The organism is Achromobacter deleyi (assembly GCF_016127315.1).
Taxonomy (GTDB): Bacteria; Pseudomonadota; Gammaproteobacteria; order Burkholderiales; family Burkholderiaceae_B; genus Achromobacter; species Achromobacter insuavis_A.
This window is the reverse complement of record NZ_CP065997.1, coordinates 1,410,349-1,427,719: the sequence shown is the minus strand read 5'-3', so window position 1 is coordinate 1,427,719 and position 17,371 is coordinate 1,410,349. Positions and strand designations below refer to the sequence as shown.

General features: G+C 68.7%; 13 protein-coding genes. 3 read left to right on the top strand and 10 right to left on the bottom strand.

The features are described 5' to 3' along the window. Positions 1–68: 68 nt before the first annotated feature. The gene (locus tag I6I07_RS06440) at positions 69–698 is read right to left on the bottom strand and encodes a LysE family translocator (protein ID WP_006386996.1); all 630 of its coding nucleotides are present in this window, start codon (positions 696–698) and stop codon (positions 69–71) included. 45 nt (positions 699–743) lie between these two features. Beyond that, positions 744–2,258 carry a DEAD/DEAH box helicase gene (locus I6I07_RS06435; protein ID WP_198486043.1) on the bottom strand — a complete coding sequence of 505 codons (1,515 nt, stop codon included), beginning with the start codon at positions 2,256–2,258 and terminating at the stop codon, positions 744–746. Between the two features lie 303 nt (positions 2,259–2,561). Here I6I07_RS06435 and I6I07_RS06430 point away from each other — a divergent pair, with 303 nt between their 5' ends. Both I6I07_RS06430 and I6I07_RS06425 read left to right on the top strand, forming a co-directional pair. Then, positions 2,562–4,034 (top strand): YdgA family protein, encoded by a 1,473-nt coding sequence (locus I6I07_RS06430; RefSeq protein ID WP_198486042.1) that lies wholly within the window; start codon positions 2,562–2,564, stop codon positions 4,032–4,034. Positions 4,035–4,185: 151 nt separating this feature from the next. Continuing rightward, complete coding sequence (locus I6I07_RS06425) at positions 4,186–5,625, top strand: YdgA family protein (RefSeq protein WP_232625924.1); 1,440 nt, start codon at positions 4,186–4,188, stop codon at positions 5,623–5,625. A gap of 30 nt (positions 5,626–5,655) precedes the next feature. Here the strand turns inward: I6I07_RS06425 and I6I07_RS06420 are convergent, their stop codons facing one another. The 8 genes from I6I07_RS06420 to I6I07_RS06385 all read right to left on the bottom strand — a co-directional run bounded on the left by I6I07_RS06420 (position 5,656) and on the right by I6I07_RS06385 (position 16,267). Then, positions 5,656–6,864, bottom strand: coding sequence for a metal-dependent hydrolase family protein (locus I6I07_RS06420; RefSeq protein WP_198486040.1), 1,209 nt, complete (start codon positions 6,862–6,864; stop codon positions 5,656–5,658). Between the two features lie 28 nt (positions 6,865–6,892). Beyond that, the gene (locus tag I6I07_RS06415; RefSeq protein WP_198486039.1) at positions 6,893–8,620 is read right to left on the bottom strand and encodes a dipeptide ABC transporter ATP-binding protein; all 1,728 of its coding nucleotides are present in this window, start codon (positions 8,618–8,620) and stop codon (positions 6,893–6,895) included. A 7-nt stretch (positions 8,621–8,627) separates the two neighbouring features. Next, on the bottom strand, positions 8,628–9,554 hold the full coding sequence (locus tag I6I07_RS06410) for an ABC transporter permease (protein WP_198486038.1): 927 nt from the start codon (positions 9,552–9,554) through the stop codon (positions 8,628–8,630). Between the two features lie 11 nt (positions 9,555–9,565). Next, positions 9,566–10,537, bottom strand: a complete 972-nt coding sequence (locus I6I07_RS06405) for an ABC transporter permease (RefSeq protein ID WP_198486037.1) — start codon at positions 10,535–10,537, stop codon at positions 9,566–9,568. Positions 10,538–10,691: 154 nt separating this feature from the next. Beyond that, positions 10,692–12,299: an ABC transporter substrate-binding protein gene (locus tag I6I07_RS06400; RefSeq protein WP_035359848.1), complete on the bottom strand. Its 1,608-nt coding sequence runs from the start codon at positions 12,297–12,299 to the stop codon at positions 10,692–10,694. A gap of 209 nt (positions 12,300–12,508) precedes the next feature. After that, complete coding sequence (locus I6I07_RS06395) at positions 12,509–13,879, bottom strand: GTPase/DUF3482 domain-containing protein (RefSeq protein WP_198486036.1); 1,371 nt, start codon at positions 13,877–13,879, stop codon at positions 12,509–12,511. Beyond that, positions 13,872–15,302: a DUF2868 domain-containing protein gene (locus I6I07_RS06390; RefSeq protein ID WP_198486035.1), complete on the bottom strand. Its 1,431-nt coding sequence runs from the start codon at positions 15,300–15,302 to the stop codon at positions 13,872–13,874. The genes I6I07_RS06395 and I6I07_RS06390 overlap by 8 nt, the downstream gene beginning before the upstream one ends. 77 nt (positions 15,303–15,379) lie before the next feature. After that, the gene (locus tag I6I07_RS06385; RefSeq protein ID WP_198486034.1) at positions 15,380–16,267 is read right to left on the bottom strand and encodes a helix-turn-helix domain-containing protein; all 888 of its coding nucleotides are present in this window, start codon (positions 16,265–16,267) and stop codon (positions 15,380–15,382) included. 170 nt (positions 16,268–16,437) lie between these two features. Here I6I07_RS06385 and I6I07_RS06380 point away from each other — a divergent pair, with 170 nt between their 5' ends. Continuing rightward, on the top strand, positions 16,438–17,331 hold the full coding sequence (locus I6I07_RS06380; RefSeq protein WP_198486033.1) for a DMT family transporter: 894 nt from the start codon (positions 16,438–16,440) through the stop codon (positions 17,329–17,331). Positions 17,332–17,371 lie beyond the last annotated feature (40 nt).

Below are 17,371 nucleotides of genomic sequence, written 5' to 3'. Positions count from 1 at the left end.
GTCCGGTATCGTGCATCGAAACAAGCGGGGCACGCGCCGTTGCCGGCGCGTGCCCCGCGCGTGGAAATTCAGGAATGGCGGCGGAACGAGGCCAGGAACACGCCGGCCAGGATGAACAGCGAACCGAAGGTGCGGTTCATCCAGCGGATGTGCTTGGCATCGCGCAGCAGGCGCAGCACGCGCGCCGCCAGCAGCGTGTACACGCCCATCGCCACCAGGTCGGTGAACGCCAGCGTGCCGGCCAGCGCCGCGTACTGCGGCGTCAGCGGCAAGGCGGTGTCGACGAACTGCGGCACCACGGCCAGCAGGAACACCGTGCCCTTGGGGTTCATGGTGTTGATCAGGAAACCGCGCATCACCAGCTCGCGGATCGAGGCCTGCTTGGGATCGCCGGCATCGACCGCGACCGGCGCGGCGTCAGTGCGGATCTGGCGCACGCCCAGGTAGATCAGGTAGGCGACACCCAGGTACTTGACCACGTTGAAGGCCATCTCGGAGGTGGCCAGCACCGCGCCCAGGCCGACCGCGACCACCACGAACTGGAACAGGATGCCCATGATCAGGCCGGCCGTGTTCCAGTAGCCGCGGGCGAAGCCGTACTTCAGTCCGGAGGACATCGCGGAGATGGCCCCCGCGCCGGGCGAGAACGAAATGGCCCAGGAGGCCAGGAAGAACGTCAACCAGGTAGAAAGAGGCATGATGGCGCGGGTCCGTGGGTCGCAGTAACAGGTATGCCGCTGATATTACTTGGAGAGCAGCGCCGCGCGCGGGCCGCCGGCCGGGCGGCCGCCGTTGCCGTTGCCGGCGGGACGGGCGCTGCCTTCGGGACGGCGGTGGTTCTGCTGCGGGCGGGCGTCGCCGCGGCCGGCGTGGGCCGGACGGTCGGACGGCTTGCCGTCGCGCTGGCCCTGGCCGCCGCGGTTGTCGCCGCCGGCACGGGCCGGCGCCGGGGCGCGGCCGCCGTTGGCGTTGCGCGGCGCGGCGTTGGCCGGACGCGAACGGGGCGCGCCGGCGTTGCCGCCGCGGCCGCCGTTACGGCCGCCACCGCCACGCGGCTGGCGCCCGTCTTCGTCGCGTTCCTGGCGTTCGAAGGCGGCGGCGCTGGTGGCGGGCGGAGTCCAGTCGGCCACCGGCTTGCGCTCGATGGTCTTCTTGATCAGGCGCTCGATGTCCTTGAGCAGCTTGATTTCGCTGTTGTCCACCAGCGAGACCGCGGCGCCGGTGGCGCCGGCGCGGCCGGTGCGGCCGATGCGGTGCACGTAGTCTTCCGGCACGTTGGGCAGTTCGAAGTTCACCACCTGGGGCAGCTGGTCGATGTCCAGGCCGCGGGCGGCGATGTCGGTGGCCACCAGCACCGTCACGGTGCCTTCCTTGAAGCCGGCCAGCGCGCGGGTGCGGGCCGACTGGCTCTTGTTGCCGTGGATCGCGGCGGCGGTCAGGCCGTCTTTGACCAGCTTTTCGGCCAGGCGGTTGGCGCCGTGCTTGGTGCGGGTGAACACCAGCACCTGGTGCCAGCCGCTTTCGCGGATGATGTGGCTGATCAGGTCGCGCTTGTGGTGCTGTTCGACCAGGTGCACCGTCTGGGTGACCAGTTCGGTGGCGGTGTTGCGCGGGGTGACCGAGACTTCGCCGGGGTTGTTCAGCACGCCGCGCGCCAGCGAACGGATCTCATCCGAGAAGGTGGCCGAGAACAGCAGGTTCTGGCGCTGCTTGGGCAGCAAGGCCAGGATCTTGCGGATGTCGCGGATGAAGCCCATGTCCAGCATGCGGTCGGCTTCGTCCAGCACCAGGATCTCGACGCCAGACAGGTCGACCGTCTTCTGGCCGCAGTGGTCCAGCAGGCGGCCGGGGGTGGCCACCAGGATGTCCAGCGGCTTGCGCAGGGCGGAGATCTGGGGGTTGATGTTGACGCCGCCGAACATCACCATGGACGTCAGCGAGGTGTGCTTGCCGTAGGTCTGCACCGATTCGGCCACCTGCGCGGTCAGTTCGCGCGTCGGGGTCAGGATCAGGCAGCGCGGGCGGCCGGCCTTGCGGGCTTCCGGCTTGCTCTGCATCAGCAGATGCAGGATGGGCAGCGTAAAGCCGGCGGTCTTGCCGGTGCCGGTCTGGGCGGCGGCCAGCAGGTCGCCACCCTTGAGGACCTGCGGAATCGCCTGGGCCTGGATGGGGGTGGGTGCGGTGTAGCCGGTATCGGCAATGGCGCGCAACAGGGAATCGGCCAGCCCGAGGTCGGCGAAAGAGGAAGAGGTAGTCAAAACAACTCCAGCGGCAGCCCGTCGCTCAAGTTGAGAGACTCCAATCCAGGCGGACGAATAAGGAGAAAAGGGAAGCGCCCCTGAGGGCGAAGCTTGGCGGCGAAGTGCCTAGCGGACGCGTGCAGATTGGCAAAGCACGCCGGGCAATTGTAGCTGATGCGGCGGCGGCGCATGCGGAATCGCCTGTTATCGGCATGGCCCGTAACATTTTGCACTAAATGTGTACGAAATTAGCGTAATCCCTAGGCTGCGCTCCCTATAATCCGTGCGCTTACCTCCAACACACAAGAATTAAGGGTTGCTATGAAAAAGGCGGCAATAGCGGGTCTGGTCGTTGCACTGGGTGCGATTTGGACCGGCACGGCCTGGTACACCGGCCAGAAGGCCGAGGCGTTCGTGAAGCAGTCGATCGAAGACGGCAACGTCGAACTGCGCAAGATCGGCGAAAAGTGGGGCGTGACCCCCGTCATCGAACTGATGTCGTTCGAGCGCGGCGTGTTCTCGTCGACCGAGCGCTACCGCGTGAAGTTCACGCTGCCCGCCAAGGATGGCAAGCCGGCCGAGGAACGCGAGCTGCAGTTCGTCGAGCACCTGTCGCACGGTCCGTTCCCGTTCTCGAACCTGGCCTCGGGCAAGCTGGCCCCGGCCATGGTCGCGAGCCGCTTCCAGATCGAGGAAACCCCGGCCGTCAAGGGCTGGTTCGCCGCCACCAAGGGCGCCACGCCGCTGACGGGCGCCTATAGCGTCAGCTACGGCAAGCAGGTCACCGGCACGTTCAACCTGGCCCCGGCCGAAGCCTCGACCGACAGGACCAAGCTGACCTTCGCCGGCCTGGCCGCCGACGTCGACTTCGACACCAGCAGCAAGCACGGCGTGCTGGCGCTCAAGAGCGACGGCGTGACGCTGGCCGGCCCCGCCGGCGACAGCGATATCGTCGGCATGGCGGTCAAGGGCATCACGCTCAACAGCGACCTGACCCCGGGCAAGAACGACATGGCCATGGGCAGCCAGAAGCTGGTCTTGAAGGAATGGACCATCACGTCCAAGACCAAGCCGCCGGTGCTGCTCAAGGACACCAGCATTGCCGTGGACCTGGCCGAGGCCGATACCGGCGTGAACGCCAAGATGGTGCTGGACTTCGGCATGATCAATGTCCAGGAAAAGGACATGGCGGGCCTGCAACTGGCCATCGGCATGAAGAACATGGACCCGAAGGCGCTCAAGGCGCTGAACGACGTCTATGAAGCGTCGTCGCGCCGCATGATGCAAGGCGGCGGCGAGCAGGCTTCGCCCGAGTTCACGCCCGAAGAGCAGCAGATCCTGAAGACCAACGTCGAGCTGCTGCTGGCCGGCAACCCCAGCCTGTCGGTGTCGCCGCTGCAGGTGCGCACTGCCAACGGCACCTCGACCTTCAACCTGGACGTGGACCTGGCCAAGCCGGCCTCGACCGACAAGCCGGCCAGCGACCTGGCCATGGAAGCGATCCGCAAGCTCAACGCCAAGCTGGTGCTGTCCAAGGCCAACGTGGCCGACCTGATGGCGATCGAGCCGCAGATGCGTGGCGTGCCGGCCGACCGTGCCGCGCAGACCGCCAAGGGCCAGGCCGAAATGGTCGGCACCATGGCCGTGGCGATGGGCGTGGCCAAGGCGGAAAACGACAACATCGTTTCCTACCTGAACTACGCCGACGGCCAGGTCGATTTCAATGGCAAGAAGATGCCGCTGCAGCAGTTCATGATGATGGTCATGAGCGGCGCGATGGGCGGCATGCGCTAAGGCGCGGGCAGGACCCTGGCGCCGGCGTGATGCCGGCGCCTTGCACGGGCTGCGGCGCCTTCGGGCGTGGCAGCCCGTTTTTCATGCGCGGCGTATGCTGGCGGCTGCGGTCCATGCGAGGCCGGCGCAACTGGGAAGCGGGACGGACATCATGCGGAAATGGGTAGCGGTGGGTTGCACTGTGCTGGCGCTGGGCGCGATCTGGACGGGCACGGCCTGGTACACCGGCAAGCAGCTCGAGAACGGCATGGCGCAGTTGGCCGAGAGCGCCGACGCGCAGGCGCGGCTGATCGGCGCGAAGCTGGGCGAGACGCTGTCGGTCGAGCAGCTGTCGTACGAGCGCGGCGTGTTCACGTCGCAGGCGCGCTATCGGCTGAAGGCGCAGCCCTTGGCCAAGGATGGTCCCGGGGCGGCGGGACGCGACTACGAGATGGTGGTGCGCCTGGATCACGGACCGTTCCCGCTGTACCGCCTGTCGCGGGGCCATCTGTTCCCGGCCATGGCCGCCGCCCGCGCGGAGCTGGCGCCTACGCCGTCACTGGAAACCTGGTTCGCCGCCGCGCAGGGCGGCGTGCCCGTGACGGCCGAGGCCGTGGCGGGTTATGGCCGCGATATCGCGGTCTCCCTGGCGCTGGCGCCGGTCGAGCGCGCGCGCGACGCGTCCCGTTTCAGTTTCTCGGGCCTGACGCTGCGGGCCGATGTCGCCGCCGGCGGCAAGCGCGCCACCGTGACGGTCCGCTCGGACCGCGCCGACCTGTTCGAGCCGTTCACCAAGGACGGCGCGAGCCACACGCGCCGGCTGGCCATGCGCGACCTGGCGATCACGTACGATGCGACCCGCGCCGCCGACGAGACCGGCGCCGCCACGACGCGCGCGACCCTCAAGCAATGGACCGTCGAGATCGACGGCGAGCCGGTCACGCTGCGCGACGTCGCCGTGAATCTCGACGCCAGCGGCGCCGACAGCGCCATGCAGGGCAAGCTGGCCGTGCAGGTGGCGGGCATCGACACGCGCGCCGGACAGGTGGCCAACCTGCGCCTGGCGGCGCAGGCGCACAACCTGGACCTGGTATCGTTCCGCGCGTTCCGCGACACCATGGAGGCCACGAAAGACGGCGGCGGCAGCCTGAGCGACAAGATGGTGGGCGCGGGCCACGTGATGAAATTCCTGCTGGCCGAGCCCGGCTTCTCGCTGGCGCCGCTGCAGGTCGATACCGCCAACGGCAGCGCCACGCTGCAATTGGCGGTGGGCCTGGCCGCGCCGACGCTGTGGAATCACTCGCCGGCCGCGGTGGTCAAGGAGACCGTGCGCAAGTTCGACGCGCGGCTGTCGGTGCCGGTCGCCAGCGTGGCCGACCTGATCGCCGTGCGCCTGCAGGCCAACGGCATGCCCGAGGCCGCCGCCCGCGAGGCCGCGCGCCGGCAGGCCGATAGCGTGCGCGACCGCATCGTGGGCAGCCAGTGGGGGCGCCTGGAAGACGGCAAGCTGCTGGCGAGCCTGAACTACGCGGGCGGCCAGGTGGACTTCAACGGCGAACGCATGCCGCTCGAAACCTTCCTGGCCTGGCTCATGTCGCACGGCGTGAAGTAAGGCCCGCTTGCTTCCCGCGGGCCCCGCGCGTCAGGCCGGCAAGGCGCCCGCCACCACGTCGCCGCCGCGCAGCACGGCCACATGGAAGCGGCGGTCGGCGGCCTGCATGATGTCCTCGGTCGGATCGCCGCGCACCAGCAACAGGTCGGCTACGGCGCCCTGCTCCACCACGCCATGGCCGTCCATGCCCATCAGGTCGTGGCCGCGCGAGGTGGCCGCGATCAGCGCGTCGACCGGCGTCATGCCGAATTCCACCATGTAGGCCAGCTCCATCGCGTTCTCGCCGTGCAGGTTGAACGGCGTGCCGGCGTCGGTGCCCAGCGCGATGCGTCCGCCCGCCTTGTAGTACATCTGGATCGACTCGCGGTGGCGCTGCTCCACCGCGCGCGCTTTCTCCACGGCGTAGGCGGGAATGCCGTTGTCGGCGTTGGCGACGATGTTGCGCACCGCGGCGATGGTCGGCACCAGATAGGTCTCGGCCGCCAGCATTTCGCTCAGGCACTGCTCGTCCATGAAGATGCCGTGCTCGATCGAGTCGATGCCGGCGCGCACCGCGTTCAGGATGCCCTGCGTGCCCTGCGCGTGGCTGGCCGTGCTCTTGCGAAAGCGCTTGGCCTCGTGCACGCCCGCCTTCATCTCGTCGAAGCTGTAGTGCGCGTCCATGGGGCTCACGCCCGGCGTCATGACGCCGCCGGTGGCCATGATCTTGACCAGGTCGCAGCCGGCGTGGACCTGCTCGCGCACGGCTTTCACCACTTCCTCACAGCCGTCGGCGACGCGGCCGATGCGGTTGCCGTGGCCGCCCGTCATGCAGATGATGCGGCCCGAGGCCTTGATGGTCGGGCCCGGGAACACGCCGCGCGCGATGGCGTCGCGCACGCCGAATTCCAGGTAGTCCTTGCCGCCGCAGTCGCGTAGCGCCGTGAAGCCGCCGCGCAGCGCGGCCTGCGCGTTCTCCAGCGCGGTCAGGGTGATCTGCGCCGGGCCCTGTTTCGACATCTGCACGTGGGGGTCGGCGCTGCCGGTATAGACCAGGTGCACGTGGCAGTCGGCCATGCCGGGCATCAGCGTCATGCCGCTGGTATCGACGCGGCGTCCGGCGAAGCCGGTGAATTCGCCGGCCGGCGCCACGCGCGTCACGTTCTTGCCTTCGACCAGCACGCCGTGGTTCGGCAGCACCTGGCCGCGGCCGTCGAACACCTTGCCGCCGATGAACAGGGTCTGTGGCGTCGCACTCATGTCTCGCTCCTTGTCGTCTCGCTCGGATTCAGCCGGCCACGTCCAGCCCCTCGCGGGACATCGACTGCAAGCGGGGCATCAGCCCCAGCAGGTGCTGGCTATAGGGATGCTGCGGGTGTTCGAACAGCGTCTCGGTCTCGGCCACTTCCAGCAGCTCGCCGTAGCGCATCACGCCGACGCGGTCGCACATCTGGCGGATGACGGGCAGGTCGTGGCTGATGAACAGCATGGTCAGGCCCAGCTGCTCCTGCAGGTCCTTGAGCAGGTTCAGGATCTGCGCCTGGATCGAGACGTCCAGCGCCGAGGTGGGCTCGTCGCAGATCAGGAAGCGCGGCCGCGTGGCCAGCGCCCGCGCGATGCAGATGCGCTGGCGCTGGCCACCGGAGAATTCGTGCGGGAAACGCTCGGCGGCGCGGTCGCCCAGCCCGACCACGTCGAGCAGGTCGGCCACCACGCGGCGCGTCTCGGCCTCGTTGGCCGCCAGCTTGTGGAAGCGGATCGGCTCGGCCACGATGTCCAGCACCCGCATGCGCGGATTGAGCGACGAGAACGGATCCTGGAAGATCATCTGGATCTGGCGCCGGAACGGGTTGAGCTGTTTTTCGCCCTTGAGCGCGGTCAGGTCGGTGCCGCCGAATGTGACCGAGCCGCCGCTGGGCGTATACAGGCCCGAGATCAGCCGCGCCACGGTGGACTTGCCCGAGCCGGATTCGCCCACCAGGCCGAACACCTCGCCTTCGCCGATCGAGAAGTTGACGCGCTTGACCGCGTCCAGCGTGCGCTGGTTGCGCTTGAGCAGCGCGCTCTTGAGCACGAAGCGCATGCCCAGGTCGCGGACCTGTACCAGCGGGCCGTCGCCGCGCGCGCCGAAGTCGCGCCGCTGGCCCAGCCAGTGGGTGGCAAGGTCGAGCGGCTTGGCCGGGGTCTTCACATCCTCGATGTAGGTGACCAGCGGAAAGCGCTTGAGCTTGATGTCCGGTCGCGGCACGGCCGAGATCAGGCTGCGGGTATAGGGATGGTCGGGGTCGCCCAGGATCTTGGCGGTGGGGCCCTGTTCGACCAGCTTGCCGTGGTACAGCACCGCCACCCGGTCGGTGACGTCGGCGATCACGCCCATGTCGTGGGTGATGATGATCATGCCGACCTGTTCCTGGCGGCAGAGCTTTTTCAGCAGCTCCAGGATCTGCGCCTGGATCGACACGTCGAGCGCGGTGGTGGGTTCGTCGGCGATGATGACCTCGGGTTCGCAGCACAGCGCCAGCGCGATCACCACGCGCTGCCGCATGCCGCCCGAGAACTGGTGCGGATACTGCTGCACGCGCAGCTCGGGCTGGTCGATGCCGACCTGCGCCAGCAACTGCACCGCGCGCGCCTTGGCCTGGTCGTGCGTCAGGTCCAGGTGCACCAGCATGGTCTCGACCAGCTGGCTTTCGACCGTCTGCAGCGGATCGAGCGAGGTCAGCGGATCCTGGAAGATCATGCCGATGCGGCGGCCGCGCACCTTGCGCTGCTGCGCGGGCGTCAGCGTGTCGATGCGTTCGCCGTTGAGCAGCACTGCGCCGGCGGCCAGCCGGCCGGGCGCTTCGAGCAGGCCGATCACGGCGTTGCCGATGGTCGACTTGCCGGCGCCGGACTCGCCGACCACGCCCAGGATCTCGCCTTTCTCCAGCGACAGCGACACGCCGTCCACCGCCACCAGCGTGCCGCGGCGGCTGGGGAATTCGATGCGGATGTCTTCGATGTTCAGCAGGGCCATGGCATCCTCAGCGCAGCTTGGGGTTGAGCGCGTCGCGCAGCCAGTCGCCCAGCAGATTGACCGACAGCACCAGCGCGACCAGCGCGATGCCGGGGAAGATCGAGATCCACCACATGCCCGAGAACAGGTAGCTGTTGCCGATGCGGATCAGCGTGCCCAGCGACGGCGCGGTCGGCGGCACGCCCACGCCCAGGAATGACAGCGTGGCCTCGGTGATGATGGCGATCGCCAGGTGGATGGTGGCGATCACCAGCACCGGCCCCATGACGTTGGGCAGGATGTGGCGGCGCAGGATGGTGACCGGGCCGATGCCGATCAGCCGCGCCGCCTGCACGTATTCCTTGTTGCGCTCCACCAGCGTCGAGCCGCGCACGGTGCGCGCATATTGCACCCAGCCCGAGATGCCGATGGCGAAGATCAGCACGTACAGCGCCAGCTGGTCATGCATGTCACGCGGCAACACGCCGCGCGCCACGCCGTCGATCAGCAGCGCCACCAGGATGGCCGGAAACGACAGCTGCACGTCGGCGATGCGCATGATGAAGCTGTCGACGCGGCCGCCGGCGTAGCCGCTGATGAGGCCGAGCGTGACACCCAGCACCATCGAGAACAGCACCGATGCGAAGCCCACCAGCAGCGACACGCGCGAGCCGTACAGCACGGCCGACAGGATGTCGCGGCCCTGGTCGTCGGTGCCGAGCAGGAAGTCGGGGCTGCCGCCCTCCTGCCAGGCGGGCGGGGTGTTGGCGTCCATGATGTTCAGGGAGGCCAGGTCGAACGGGTTGTGCGGCGCCACCACCGGCGCGAACAGCGCGCCCAGCAGGATGGCCAGCGTGACGGCGGCGGCGATGATGGCGCCGGGCGAGCGCTTGAAGCTGTGCCAGAGGTCGCTGTCGGCGGCGCGCGCGAAGAAGGGAGCGATGCGGGCGTTCATGGGCGGTTCCCTTATTTGCTCTGCACGCGCAGGCGCGGGTCGACGGCGAAATACAGCAGATCGACCACGAGGTTGATGACGACGAACATGAAGGCGATCAGCACCAGGTAGGCGGCCATCACCGGAATGTCGACCATGCTGATGGCCTGGATGAACAGCAGGCCCATGCCGGGCCACTGGAACACCGTCTCGGTGATGATGGCGAAGGCGATGATGGAACCGAGCTGCAGGCCGGTGATGGTGATGACCGGCACCATGGTGTTCTTGAGCGCGTGGCGGAAGTTGATCAGGCGCTCCGGCAGGCCGCGGGCGCGCGCGAACTTGATGAAGTCGGCGCGCAGCACCTCCAGCATCTCGGCGCGCACCAGCCGCATGATCAGGGTCATCTGGAACAGCGCCAGCGTGATCGCCGGCATGATCAGCGCCAGCCATCCGGACTTGGTAAGGAAGCCCGTGGTCCACCAGCCCAGTTCGACCACGTCGCCGCGTCCGAAGCTGGGCAGCCATCGCAGCTGCACGCCGAAGAACAGGATCAGCAGGATGCCGATGAGGAAAGTGGGCAGCGAGATCCCGGCCAGCGAGATCGCCATGAAGGTCTTGGACAGCACGCCGTGGCGCTTGAGCGCAGTGTAGATGCCCATGGGGATGCCGAGCGCCAGCGCCATCACGGCGGACACGAACGACAGCTCCAGCGTGGCCGGCAGGCGTTCTTCGAGCAGTTCGCTGACCGGCCGGCGATGGCGATAGGAAATGCCGAAGTCGCCGCGCACCGCGTTGGCGACGAAATGCGCGTACTGCACCACGAAGGGATCGTTCAGGCCCAGCTGTTCACGCAGCTGATCGCGCTGTTCGGGCGTGGTGTCCTGGCCCACCATGCTGGCGATCGGATCGCCGACATAGCGGAACATGGAGAACGCGATCAGCGCCACCGTCAACATCACCAGCACCGACTGGATCAGCCGCTGCGCAATAAAGGAAAGCATGGTCGGATGCCCTCTGGGTCGGATAACGCCGGGCCGCGTTGCCGGTGGCGGCAAGCGGGGCTGGGCCGGGCGCGCCCGGACGGCTGGCGCCGTCGCGGGGGTCGCATCAACACGGCGCCGCGCACGCCCTGCGGCGTGGCGCGGCGTCCGGGGGTTACGGCAGGACCACGTCGCGCAGGTCGAGCACGTCGTCGGCGCGCTGGATGACCTTGATGTTGTCCTTCACGCCCCACGACATCGGCTGCTGGTGCAGCGGCAGGTAGCCGAAGTCGCTGCGCACGATGCCGAAGGCTTCCTTGATCATCGCGTTGCGCTTGGCCTGGTCGGTCTCGACGCCGATCTTGGCGGTGAGGTCATCGACCTTCTTGTTGCAGTAGCCGCCCAGGTTGAACTGGCCCGCCGCCGTCTTGGCGTCGCGGCACGCGGCCAGGTTCAGCAGCGTGTTGTGGGCGTCGGTCGAGCTGGGCGTCCATCCCAGCATGTACATGCTGGTCTGGTTGCCGGCCTGCAGCAGGATCTTGCCGAAGTACTTGGACTTGGTCTGCGCCAGCAGGTTGATCTTGATGCCGACGCGCGCCAGCATGCCGGCCACCGCCTGGCAGACCTTCTCGTCATTGACGTAGCGGTCGTTGGGGCAGTCCATGGTCACGGAAAAGCCCTTCGGATAGCCGGCCTCGGCCAGCAGCTTCTTGGCGCGTTCCGGGTCCGGTTTGTAGGGCGCGCCGAACGATTCGTCGTAGCCGTTGATGGCGGTGGCGATCAGCGAACCCAGCGGCTTGGCCGCGTTGCGCATGATCTTTTCGTTGATGGCCTTGGTGTCCACGGCCAGCACCACGGCCTCGCGCACCTTGGGGTCCTTGAAGGGGTTCTTGCCCTTCACGTCCGAGAACAGCAGCTCGTCGCGGTCCTGGTCCATGCCGATGAAGATGGCGCGGGCCTCGGGCGCGGTCAGCGGCTTGACGCCCTTGGCGTCTTCCAGGCGCTTCCAGTCCTGCACCGGCACCGGCTGCACCAGGTCCATCTCGCCGGAGATCAGCGCGGCCACGCGCGTGGCTTCCTGCGTGATCGGCTGGAAGATGACCTCGTCGACGTTGGTCTTGATGTCCTTGTTCCAGTAGCCGTCGTAGCGCTTGAGCACGGTCTTCACGTCGGGCTGGCGCGACACCAGCATGAACGGGCCGGTGCCGTTGGCGTTGAGGTTGGCGTAGTTGCCCTGGTTGTCGCCCTTGACGTTGGTGGCCTCGGTGGTCTTGTTCTTTTCCGACCACGTCTTGCTCATGATGTAGAGGAACACCCATTCGCGCGGCAGGATCGGGTTGGGCGTGGGGGTGGTGACCTCGATGGTGTAGTCGTCGACCTTCTTGATGTCGGAGGCCTTGGCGCCGTAGCCCTTCATGTCGGAGCCCGGCGTGAGGCTGCGCTTCCACGAGAAGATCACGTCATCGGCGGTGAACGGCGAGCCGTCGTGGAATTTCACGCCTTTGCGCAGCTTGAAGACCCATTTGGTGGGCTCGGGGTTTTCCCAGCTCTCGGCCAGCAGTGGCGTCAGTTTCAGGTTGCCGTCGTAGCCGGCCAGCGTTTCGTAGATGTTGCCCTGGAAGCCCAGCGTGAAGGTCTCGTTCAGCGCCATCGGATCCATCGATGTGGCGTCGCCCTGATAAGACCAGTGGAAGGTCTTGGCGGCCGCGCCGGCGCTGAATGCCAATGAGGCCGTCAGCGCGGCTGCCAGCGCCACTTGCTTTAGGTGGGGAAAAGTACGCATAGCCCTCATGCTCCGTAATGCGCGGATAGCGCGACAGAAGTGATAGGGCCCGGGCCCACGGGGAGCCGGGGCATGGCGTTGCTGCTACGAGGAAAGGCGGTTCACGGTAGATCCAACCCCTTGTGATTGTCATGGCGGGATGGACCGCACCGATGCAAAACGAATCTTATAGAGCGATTCGTTTAAGCGTCAATCGGTTTGGATTGGGGTTAGTACTTGCTTGCTTTCGCCAATTCGCGCACCACCTGCTTGCGCCGTTCGCTGTCTTCGTGGCCGGGGGCCAGCGCCGACCATTCGGGGCGGCTGCGGGCTTCCTTGAGCGCCTCGGGCAAGGGTCCGCTGCGCAGCGCATCGTCATCGGGCCGGTCCAGCCGCAGCGGCGCGCGGGCCGCGTGGCCGCGGCGTTCGAGCGCGTCGATCAATTGCCGCTGGCGCAACGCCAGCAGGCGCAGCACGGCGTCGTCGACGCTGATCTCGCGCCAGCCGCGCAGCTTGCCGGCGACGCGCTTGCCGAGTTTTTCCACGCCTTGCCACAGGCCGCCGGCGGCGGCGCCGATCAACATGCCGGTGCCCAGGCTGAGACCGGCGCTGAGCAGGTCCACCGCGGCGCCGGCCATGGCGCCGGCGGCCGCGCCCATGCCGACCTGCACGCCCATGTCCTTGAGCGCCTGCGGGTGGAACAGGTCCATGCCCCAGCGTTCGCCCTGCAAGGGCAGCGCGTCGTCATCGAAATCAGATGAACGGAAGTTGTAGAGCGCCAGCAAGGCGCTGACGCAGGCCTGTTCGCGCTGCCGCACCTGTTGGCGCAGTTGCTGCGCGGTCGCGGCCAGCGCCGCTTCGTCGCTGGCGCTGGTCAGACGCAGCGCGGCGACGTCGACCAGCAGATCGGCCAGCAGCTCGCAGGCCGCTTCGTGGCGTTCGCGGCGCTGGCGCGCCAGGCTGTCGGCCAGTTGCGCCAGCGTGTCGGCATGGCGGTCCAGCAACACGCCGAGCTTGGCGTAGAGCTGCTGTTCGCCATCGAGCGGCGGCGCGACGGTATCGAACTCGACCGCCGCGTGCAGCCCGAGCCGCGCCAGCGCGTCGCGCCATTCGCCGGCGCGGTGCGCGGGCGCGTTGACGAAGTTCAGCACCGGCAGCAAGGGGCGGCCGCAGCCCGCCAGGATGGCCAGTTCGTCGCGATGCTTGCCCAGCACCGGGTCGCGGGCATCGACCACGTACAGCGCGGCGTCGCAGTCCAGCATCTTCTTGAGCACGCGCGCTTCCTGCTCGTAGCGGCCGTGCGCTTCCGGGGTGTCGAGGAAGCGTTGGATGCGCGCCGGTCCGTCGAGCCGTTCGCCGGGCTGGGCGAGACGCTCCAGGTACTCCAGCAAGGCGATGCTGTCTTCCATGCCCGGCGTGTCGAACCATTCCAGCACCGGACGGCCGTCCAGCCGCAGGCGCGCGCCCTCGACATGGCGCGTGGTGCCGGGCTGGTCGGCCACTTCGCCGAAGGTGGTGTCGCGCGTCAGCGTGCGCAGCAGGGAGGTCTTGCCGGTGTTGGTGTGGCCGACCACGGCGATGCTGATGAGCGGCTCACGCATCGCCGTGCTCCAGCCAGGCCAGCGGCGCGCCGCCCGGTCCGATGATGGCGCCGGCTTCCAGGCCGAGGGCCGCCAGGCGTTCGCGCCACACGGGTTCGCGGGTGGCGGCGGCGGCGGGTGTCCGCAGCCAGACGCGGGTCTGGCCGGCGTGCGCGGCCAGTTCGACGATCAGCGCGAGCGTGCCGCGGTCGGGCGTCTGGCGCGCGTCGCAGGCGATCAGCAGGCGCGAGGCGGCGGCTTGCGACAGCGCGTCCAGCAGCCGATTGCGTTGTTCGCGGGTATCGAGGTTGCCGGCCATGCGGATGGCGTCGGGCAGGCCCGTGGGCGGCCAGTCCAGGTCCGCCGGCAGCTCCAGCCCCAGCAGCACGGGCTGGCCGCCCATGCCTGCCGGGACCGCCGATTCGACGCGGGGCTGGTGCAGCGGATCGACCGGGCGGTCGATGCCGGTGGATTGGGCCGGGGGCTCCAGCCGGTCGCGCAGTGCCGCGTAACCGGCCAGCGCGGGATCGATGCGCAGGCCGCGCAAGGCGCGCCGGGTGACGGCCAGGCATGCCAGCCACGCCAGCAGGCGCGGCAGGATGCCGTAGGTCACCAGCACGCCGATCAGCCACCAGGACCATTGCACCTGCGCGTCGGCTCCCAACGCCTGGACGCCATCGCTGGCGCGCACCATGGCGGCGTCGGGCAGCGGAAAGCCCAGGTGCGCGGGCAGCCAGCCCACGACCTGGGTCAACCCGACGAAGGTGTCGGGCGCCAGCAGCGTGGTGGCCCAGATGAAGCGGTAGCTGGCGGTGGTCAGCAGCGCCAGCAAGGTCGCCAGCGCCGCGCCCAGGCCGGCCAGCCACAGGCCGTGGCTGACGGCGCCGAACAGCCCGCGCAGCGCGCCGGCGCGGGCCAGCAGGTTGAGCAGGGCCTGCGGCACCAGCGCGCCGTCCGGGCCGCGCGCCAGCTTGCGGGTGGCCCAGAGCCAGAGGCGTCCCAGCGGGGTCATCGCGGCCGGCGCCAGCAGGAAGCTGGCCAGCCAGAGCAGGAAAGTGAGCGCGTGCAGGCCGAGCAAGGCGCCCAGCGCCCACAGCACATTGACGGGACGCGTGCCGTCGCCCAGCGCGCCGGCGGCCACGCCCGCGCCGGACAGCAGCGCCAGCAGCAGCAACGCGGCCAGCACGGCCCAGGCGCTGCGGCGCCAGCCGTCCACCAGCGGCGCCAGGCCTTCGCGTTGCGCCAGTTGTTGCGCCCGGGCCAGGATGCGGTCCGGCAGCGCGACGTCCATCTGGCGCACCTGCCGCACCACGGCGGCGTCTTCCAGCGGCCCCCAATGCGCTTCGCGCAGCCGGATCAGCTCGGCCAGCCAATGCGCGCGCAGCGGCGAGGGGCGGGAGACGTCGGGGACAGCGGAAACGGCGCGGGAAATCGGCGATGGCATCGCGGGCGGGGCAGGCGATCAAGGCCGCGAAGGGCGGTGCGCCATTGTAGACCGCGAGGGCCCCGCGGGCGTGCGGTTCAGTGGCCGCGGCGGGCGGCGCGGTATTGCCCCGGCGTCACGCCGACCGCGTCGCGGAAGACGCGCGACAGGTGGCTGGCGTTGCCGAACCCGGCGGCCTGCGCGATGCCCGCCAGATCGCCCTTGCCGGCCGCCAGCAGGCCGCGCGCATGCGCCAGGCGGCGGCCGCGCACCCAGGCGTGCGGCGGTTCGCCGAACGAGGCGTGGAACATGCGCGCAAAGTGGTAGGTGGACAACGCGGCCACGCCGGCCAGCTGGTCCAGCGTCAAGGGCTCGGCGAGGTGCGCGTCGACGTAGTCCATGACGCGCCGGCGCACCGCGGGCGCGAGGCCGCCGCGGGCCGGCGGCGCGGCCTTGCGCGACACGCCCTGCAGCAGCAAGTGATGCAGCACCGTCTCGGCCGCGCTGCTGGCGGCCAAGCGGTCGGCGGGCGCATTCCAGTCGGTGTCGAGCAGGGCCCGGCAGACATCGGTCAGCGAGTCGTCGTGAATGTAGGTGCGGTCGCGCAGTTCGAGCGAGCGCGGCTCGCAATCGAGCCGCATCACGGCCTCGCGCGCCAGCCGCTCCGGCGCGATGTACAGATGCAGGAAGTGCACCGTGTCGTTCATGCACCAGCGCGAATAGTGCTCGGCCGGCAGCACGCAGAACTTGCCGGCGCCGCCGTGCAGCGGATTGCCGACGCGGAACGATTTCTCGCCGCCATGCAGGTAAAGCGACAGCGTGTGATGCCCGGGCATGTCGTAGCCGAGCGTCTCGTGGGCGCTGCGGCCCCATTGCGAAATGGCGATGCCCTCGCCCAGCGAGGCCGCGCGCGCCAGCGTCGCGGTGGACGCGGACAGCGTGCGGAAAACGGAGAAGTCGGACGGAGCCGATGCGTTGGTGCCCATGGAACCGAAATGCTACTGCGATCCTTGCGCGCGTGGATCGCGCGACGCAAGAAAAAACCGCAAGAACCGGCAATTTTCGCGGGACGCGCGGGCGCAGACTGCGCGACAGGGCAGCGCTTTTTCGCATGCCTCGATCCCATGTCTTTTTTCGCCCTGCCGAGCGTCCGAAAGTGAATCTCTTACTGTATTTCCTGACCGTCATCATCTGGGGCACCACCTGGATCGCCATCAAGCTCCAGCTGGGCGTGGTGGCCATTCCCGTCTCCATCTTCTACCGCTTCGCGCTGGCCGGGCTGGTGCTGTTCGCCGTCCTGCTGCTGACGCGCAAATTGCAGCGCATGGACCGGCGCGCGCATTGGCTCTGCCTGGGCCAGGGGCTGTGCCTGTTCTGCCTGAACTTTCTCTGTTTCTACACGGCCACGCAGTGGATTCCCAGCGGCCTGGTGTCGGTGGTGTTCTCGGCCGCCACGCTGTGGAACGCGCTCAATGCGCGGCTGTGGTTCGGCACCCGCATCGCGCCGCGCGTGATGGTCGCGGGGGTGGTGGGTTTCAGCGGACTGGTGCTGCTGTTCTGGCCCGAACTGTCGGGCCAGCAGGCCAGCCATGAGACCCTGCTGGGCCTGGGCTTCGCGCTGCTCGGCACGTTCTGCTTCTCGACCGGCAACATGCTGTCGTCGCTGCAGCAGCGCGCGGGCCTGCGGCCGCTCACCGGCAACGCCTACAGCATGCTGTACGGCGCCGCCGTGCTGCTGGCTGGCTGCCTGATCGCCGGCGTGCCGTTCCGCTTCGACACGTCCACGGCCTATGTCGGCGCGCTGGTGTACCTGGCCATTCCGGGGTCCGTGATCGGCTTCACCGCCTACCTGACGCTGGTCGGCCGCATGGGGCCGGCGCGCGCGGCGTATTGCACCGTGCTGTTCCCGGTGGTGGCGTTGAGCGTGTCGACCTTCGCCGAGGGCTACCAGTGGACCCCCGCCGCGCTGCTGGGCCTGGCGCTGGTGATGTTTGGCAACCTGCTGGTCTTCACCAAGTGGTCGCCATTCGCGCGCCGCGTCGCGGTGTAGGGCGACGGCGCCGCGGTGTCCGTCGGCGCCGCGGCGACGA

Bases quoted from the DNA above. Each gene is read 5' to 3' on its own strand.
- I6I07_RS06425 (WP_232625924.1), top strand. From the start codon at position 4,186: ATGCGGAAATGGGTAGCGGTGGGTTGCACTGTGCTGGCGCTGGGCGCG.
- I6I07_RS06385 (WP_198486034.1), bottom strand. From the start codon at position 16,267: ATGGGCACCAACGCATCGGCTCCGTCCGACTTCTCCGTTTTCCGCACG.
- I6I07_RS06440 (WP_006386996.1), bottom strand. From the start codon at position 698: ATGCCTCTTTCTACCTGGTTGACGTTCTTCCTGGCCTCCTGGGCCATT.
- I6I07_RS06420 (WP_198486040.1), bottom strand. From the start codon at position 6,864: ATGAGTGCGACGCCACAGACCCTGTTCATCGGCGGCAAGGTGTTCGAC.
- I6I07_RS06430 (WP_198486042.1), top strand. From the start codon at position 2,562: ATGAAAAAGGCGGCAATAGCGGGTCTGGTCGTTGCACTGGGTGCGATT.
- I6I07_RS06400 (WP_035359848.1), bottom strand. From the start codon at position 12,299: ATGCGTACTTTTCCCCACCTAAAGCAAGTGGCGCTGGCAGCCGCGCTG.
- I6I07_RS06405 (WP_198486037.1), bottom strand. From the start codon at position 10,537: ATGCTTTCCTTTATTGCGCAGCGGCTGATCCAGTCGGTGCTGGTGATG.
- I6I07_RS06395 (WP_198486036.1), bottom strand. From the start codon at position 13,879: ATGCGTGAGCCGCTCATCAGCATCGCCGTGGTCGGCCACACCAACACC.
- I6I07_RS06415 (WP_198486039.1), bottom strand. From the start codon at position 8,620: ATGGCCCTGCTGAACATCGAAGACATCCGCATCGAATTCCCCAGCCGC.
- I6I07_RS06390 (WP_198486035.1), bottom strand. From the start codon at position 15,302: ATGCCATCGCCGATTTCCCGCGCCGTTTCCGCTGTCCCCGACGTCTCC.
- I6I07_RS06410 (WP_198486038.1), bottom strand. From the start codon at position 9,554: ATGAACGCCCGCATCGCTCCCTTCTTCGCGCGCGCCGCCGACAGCGAC.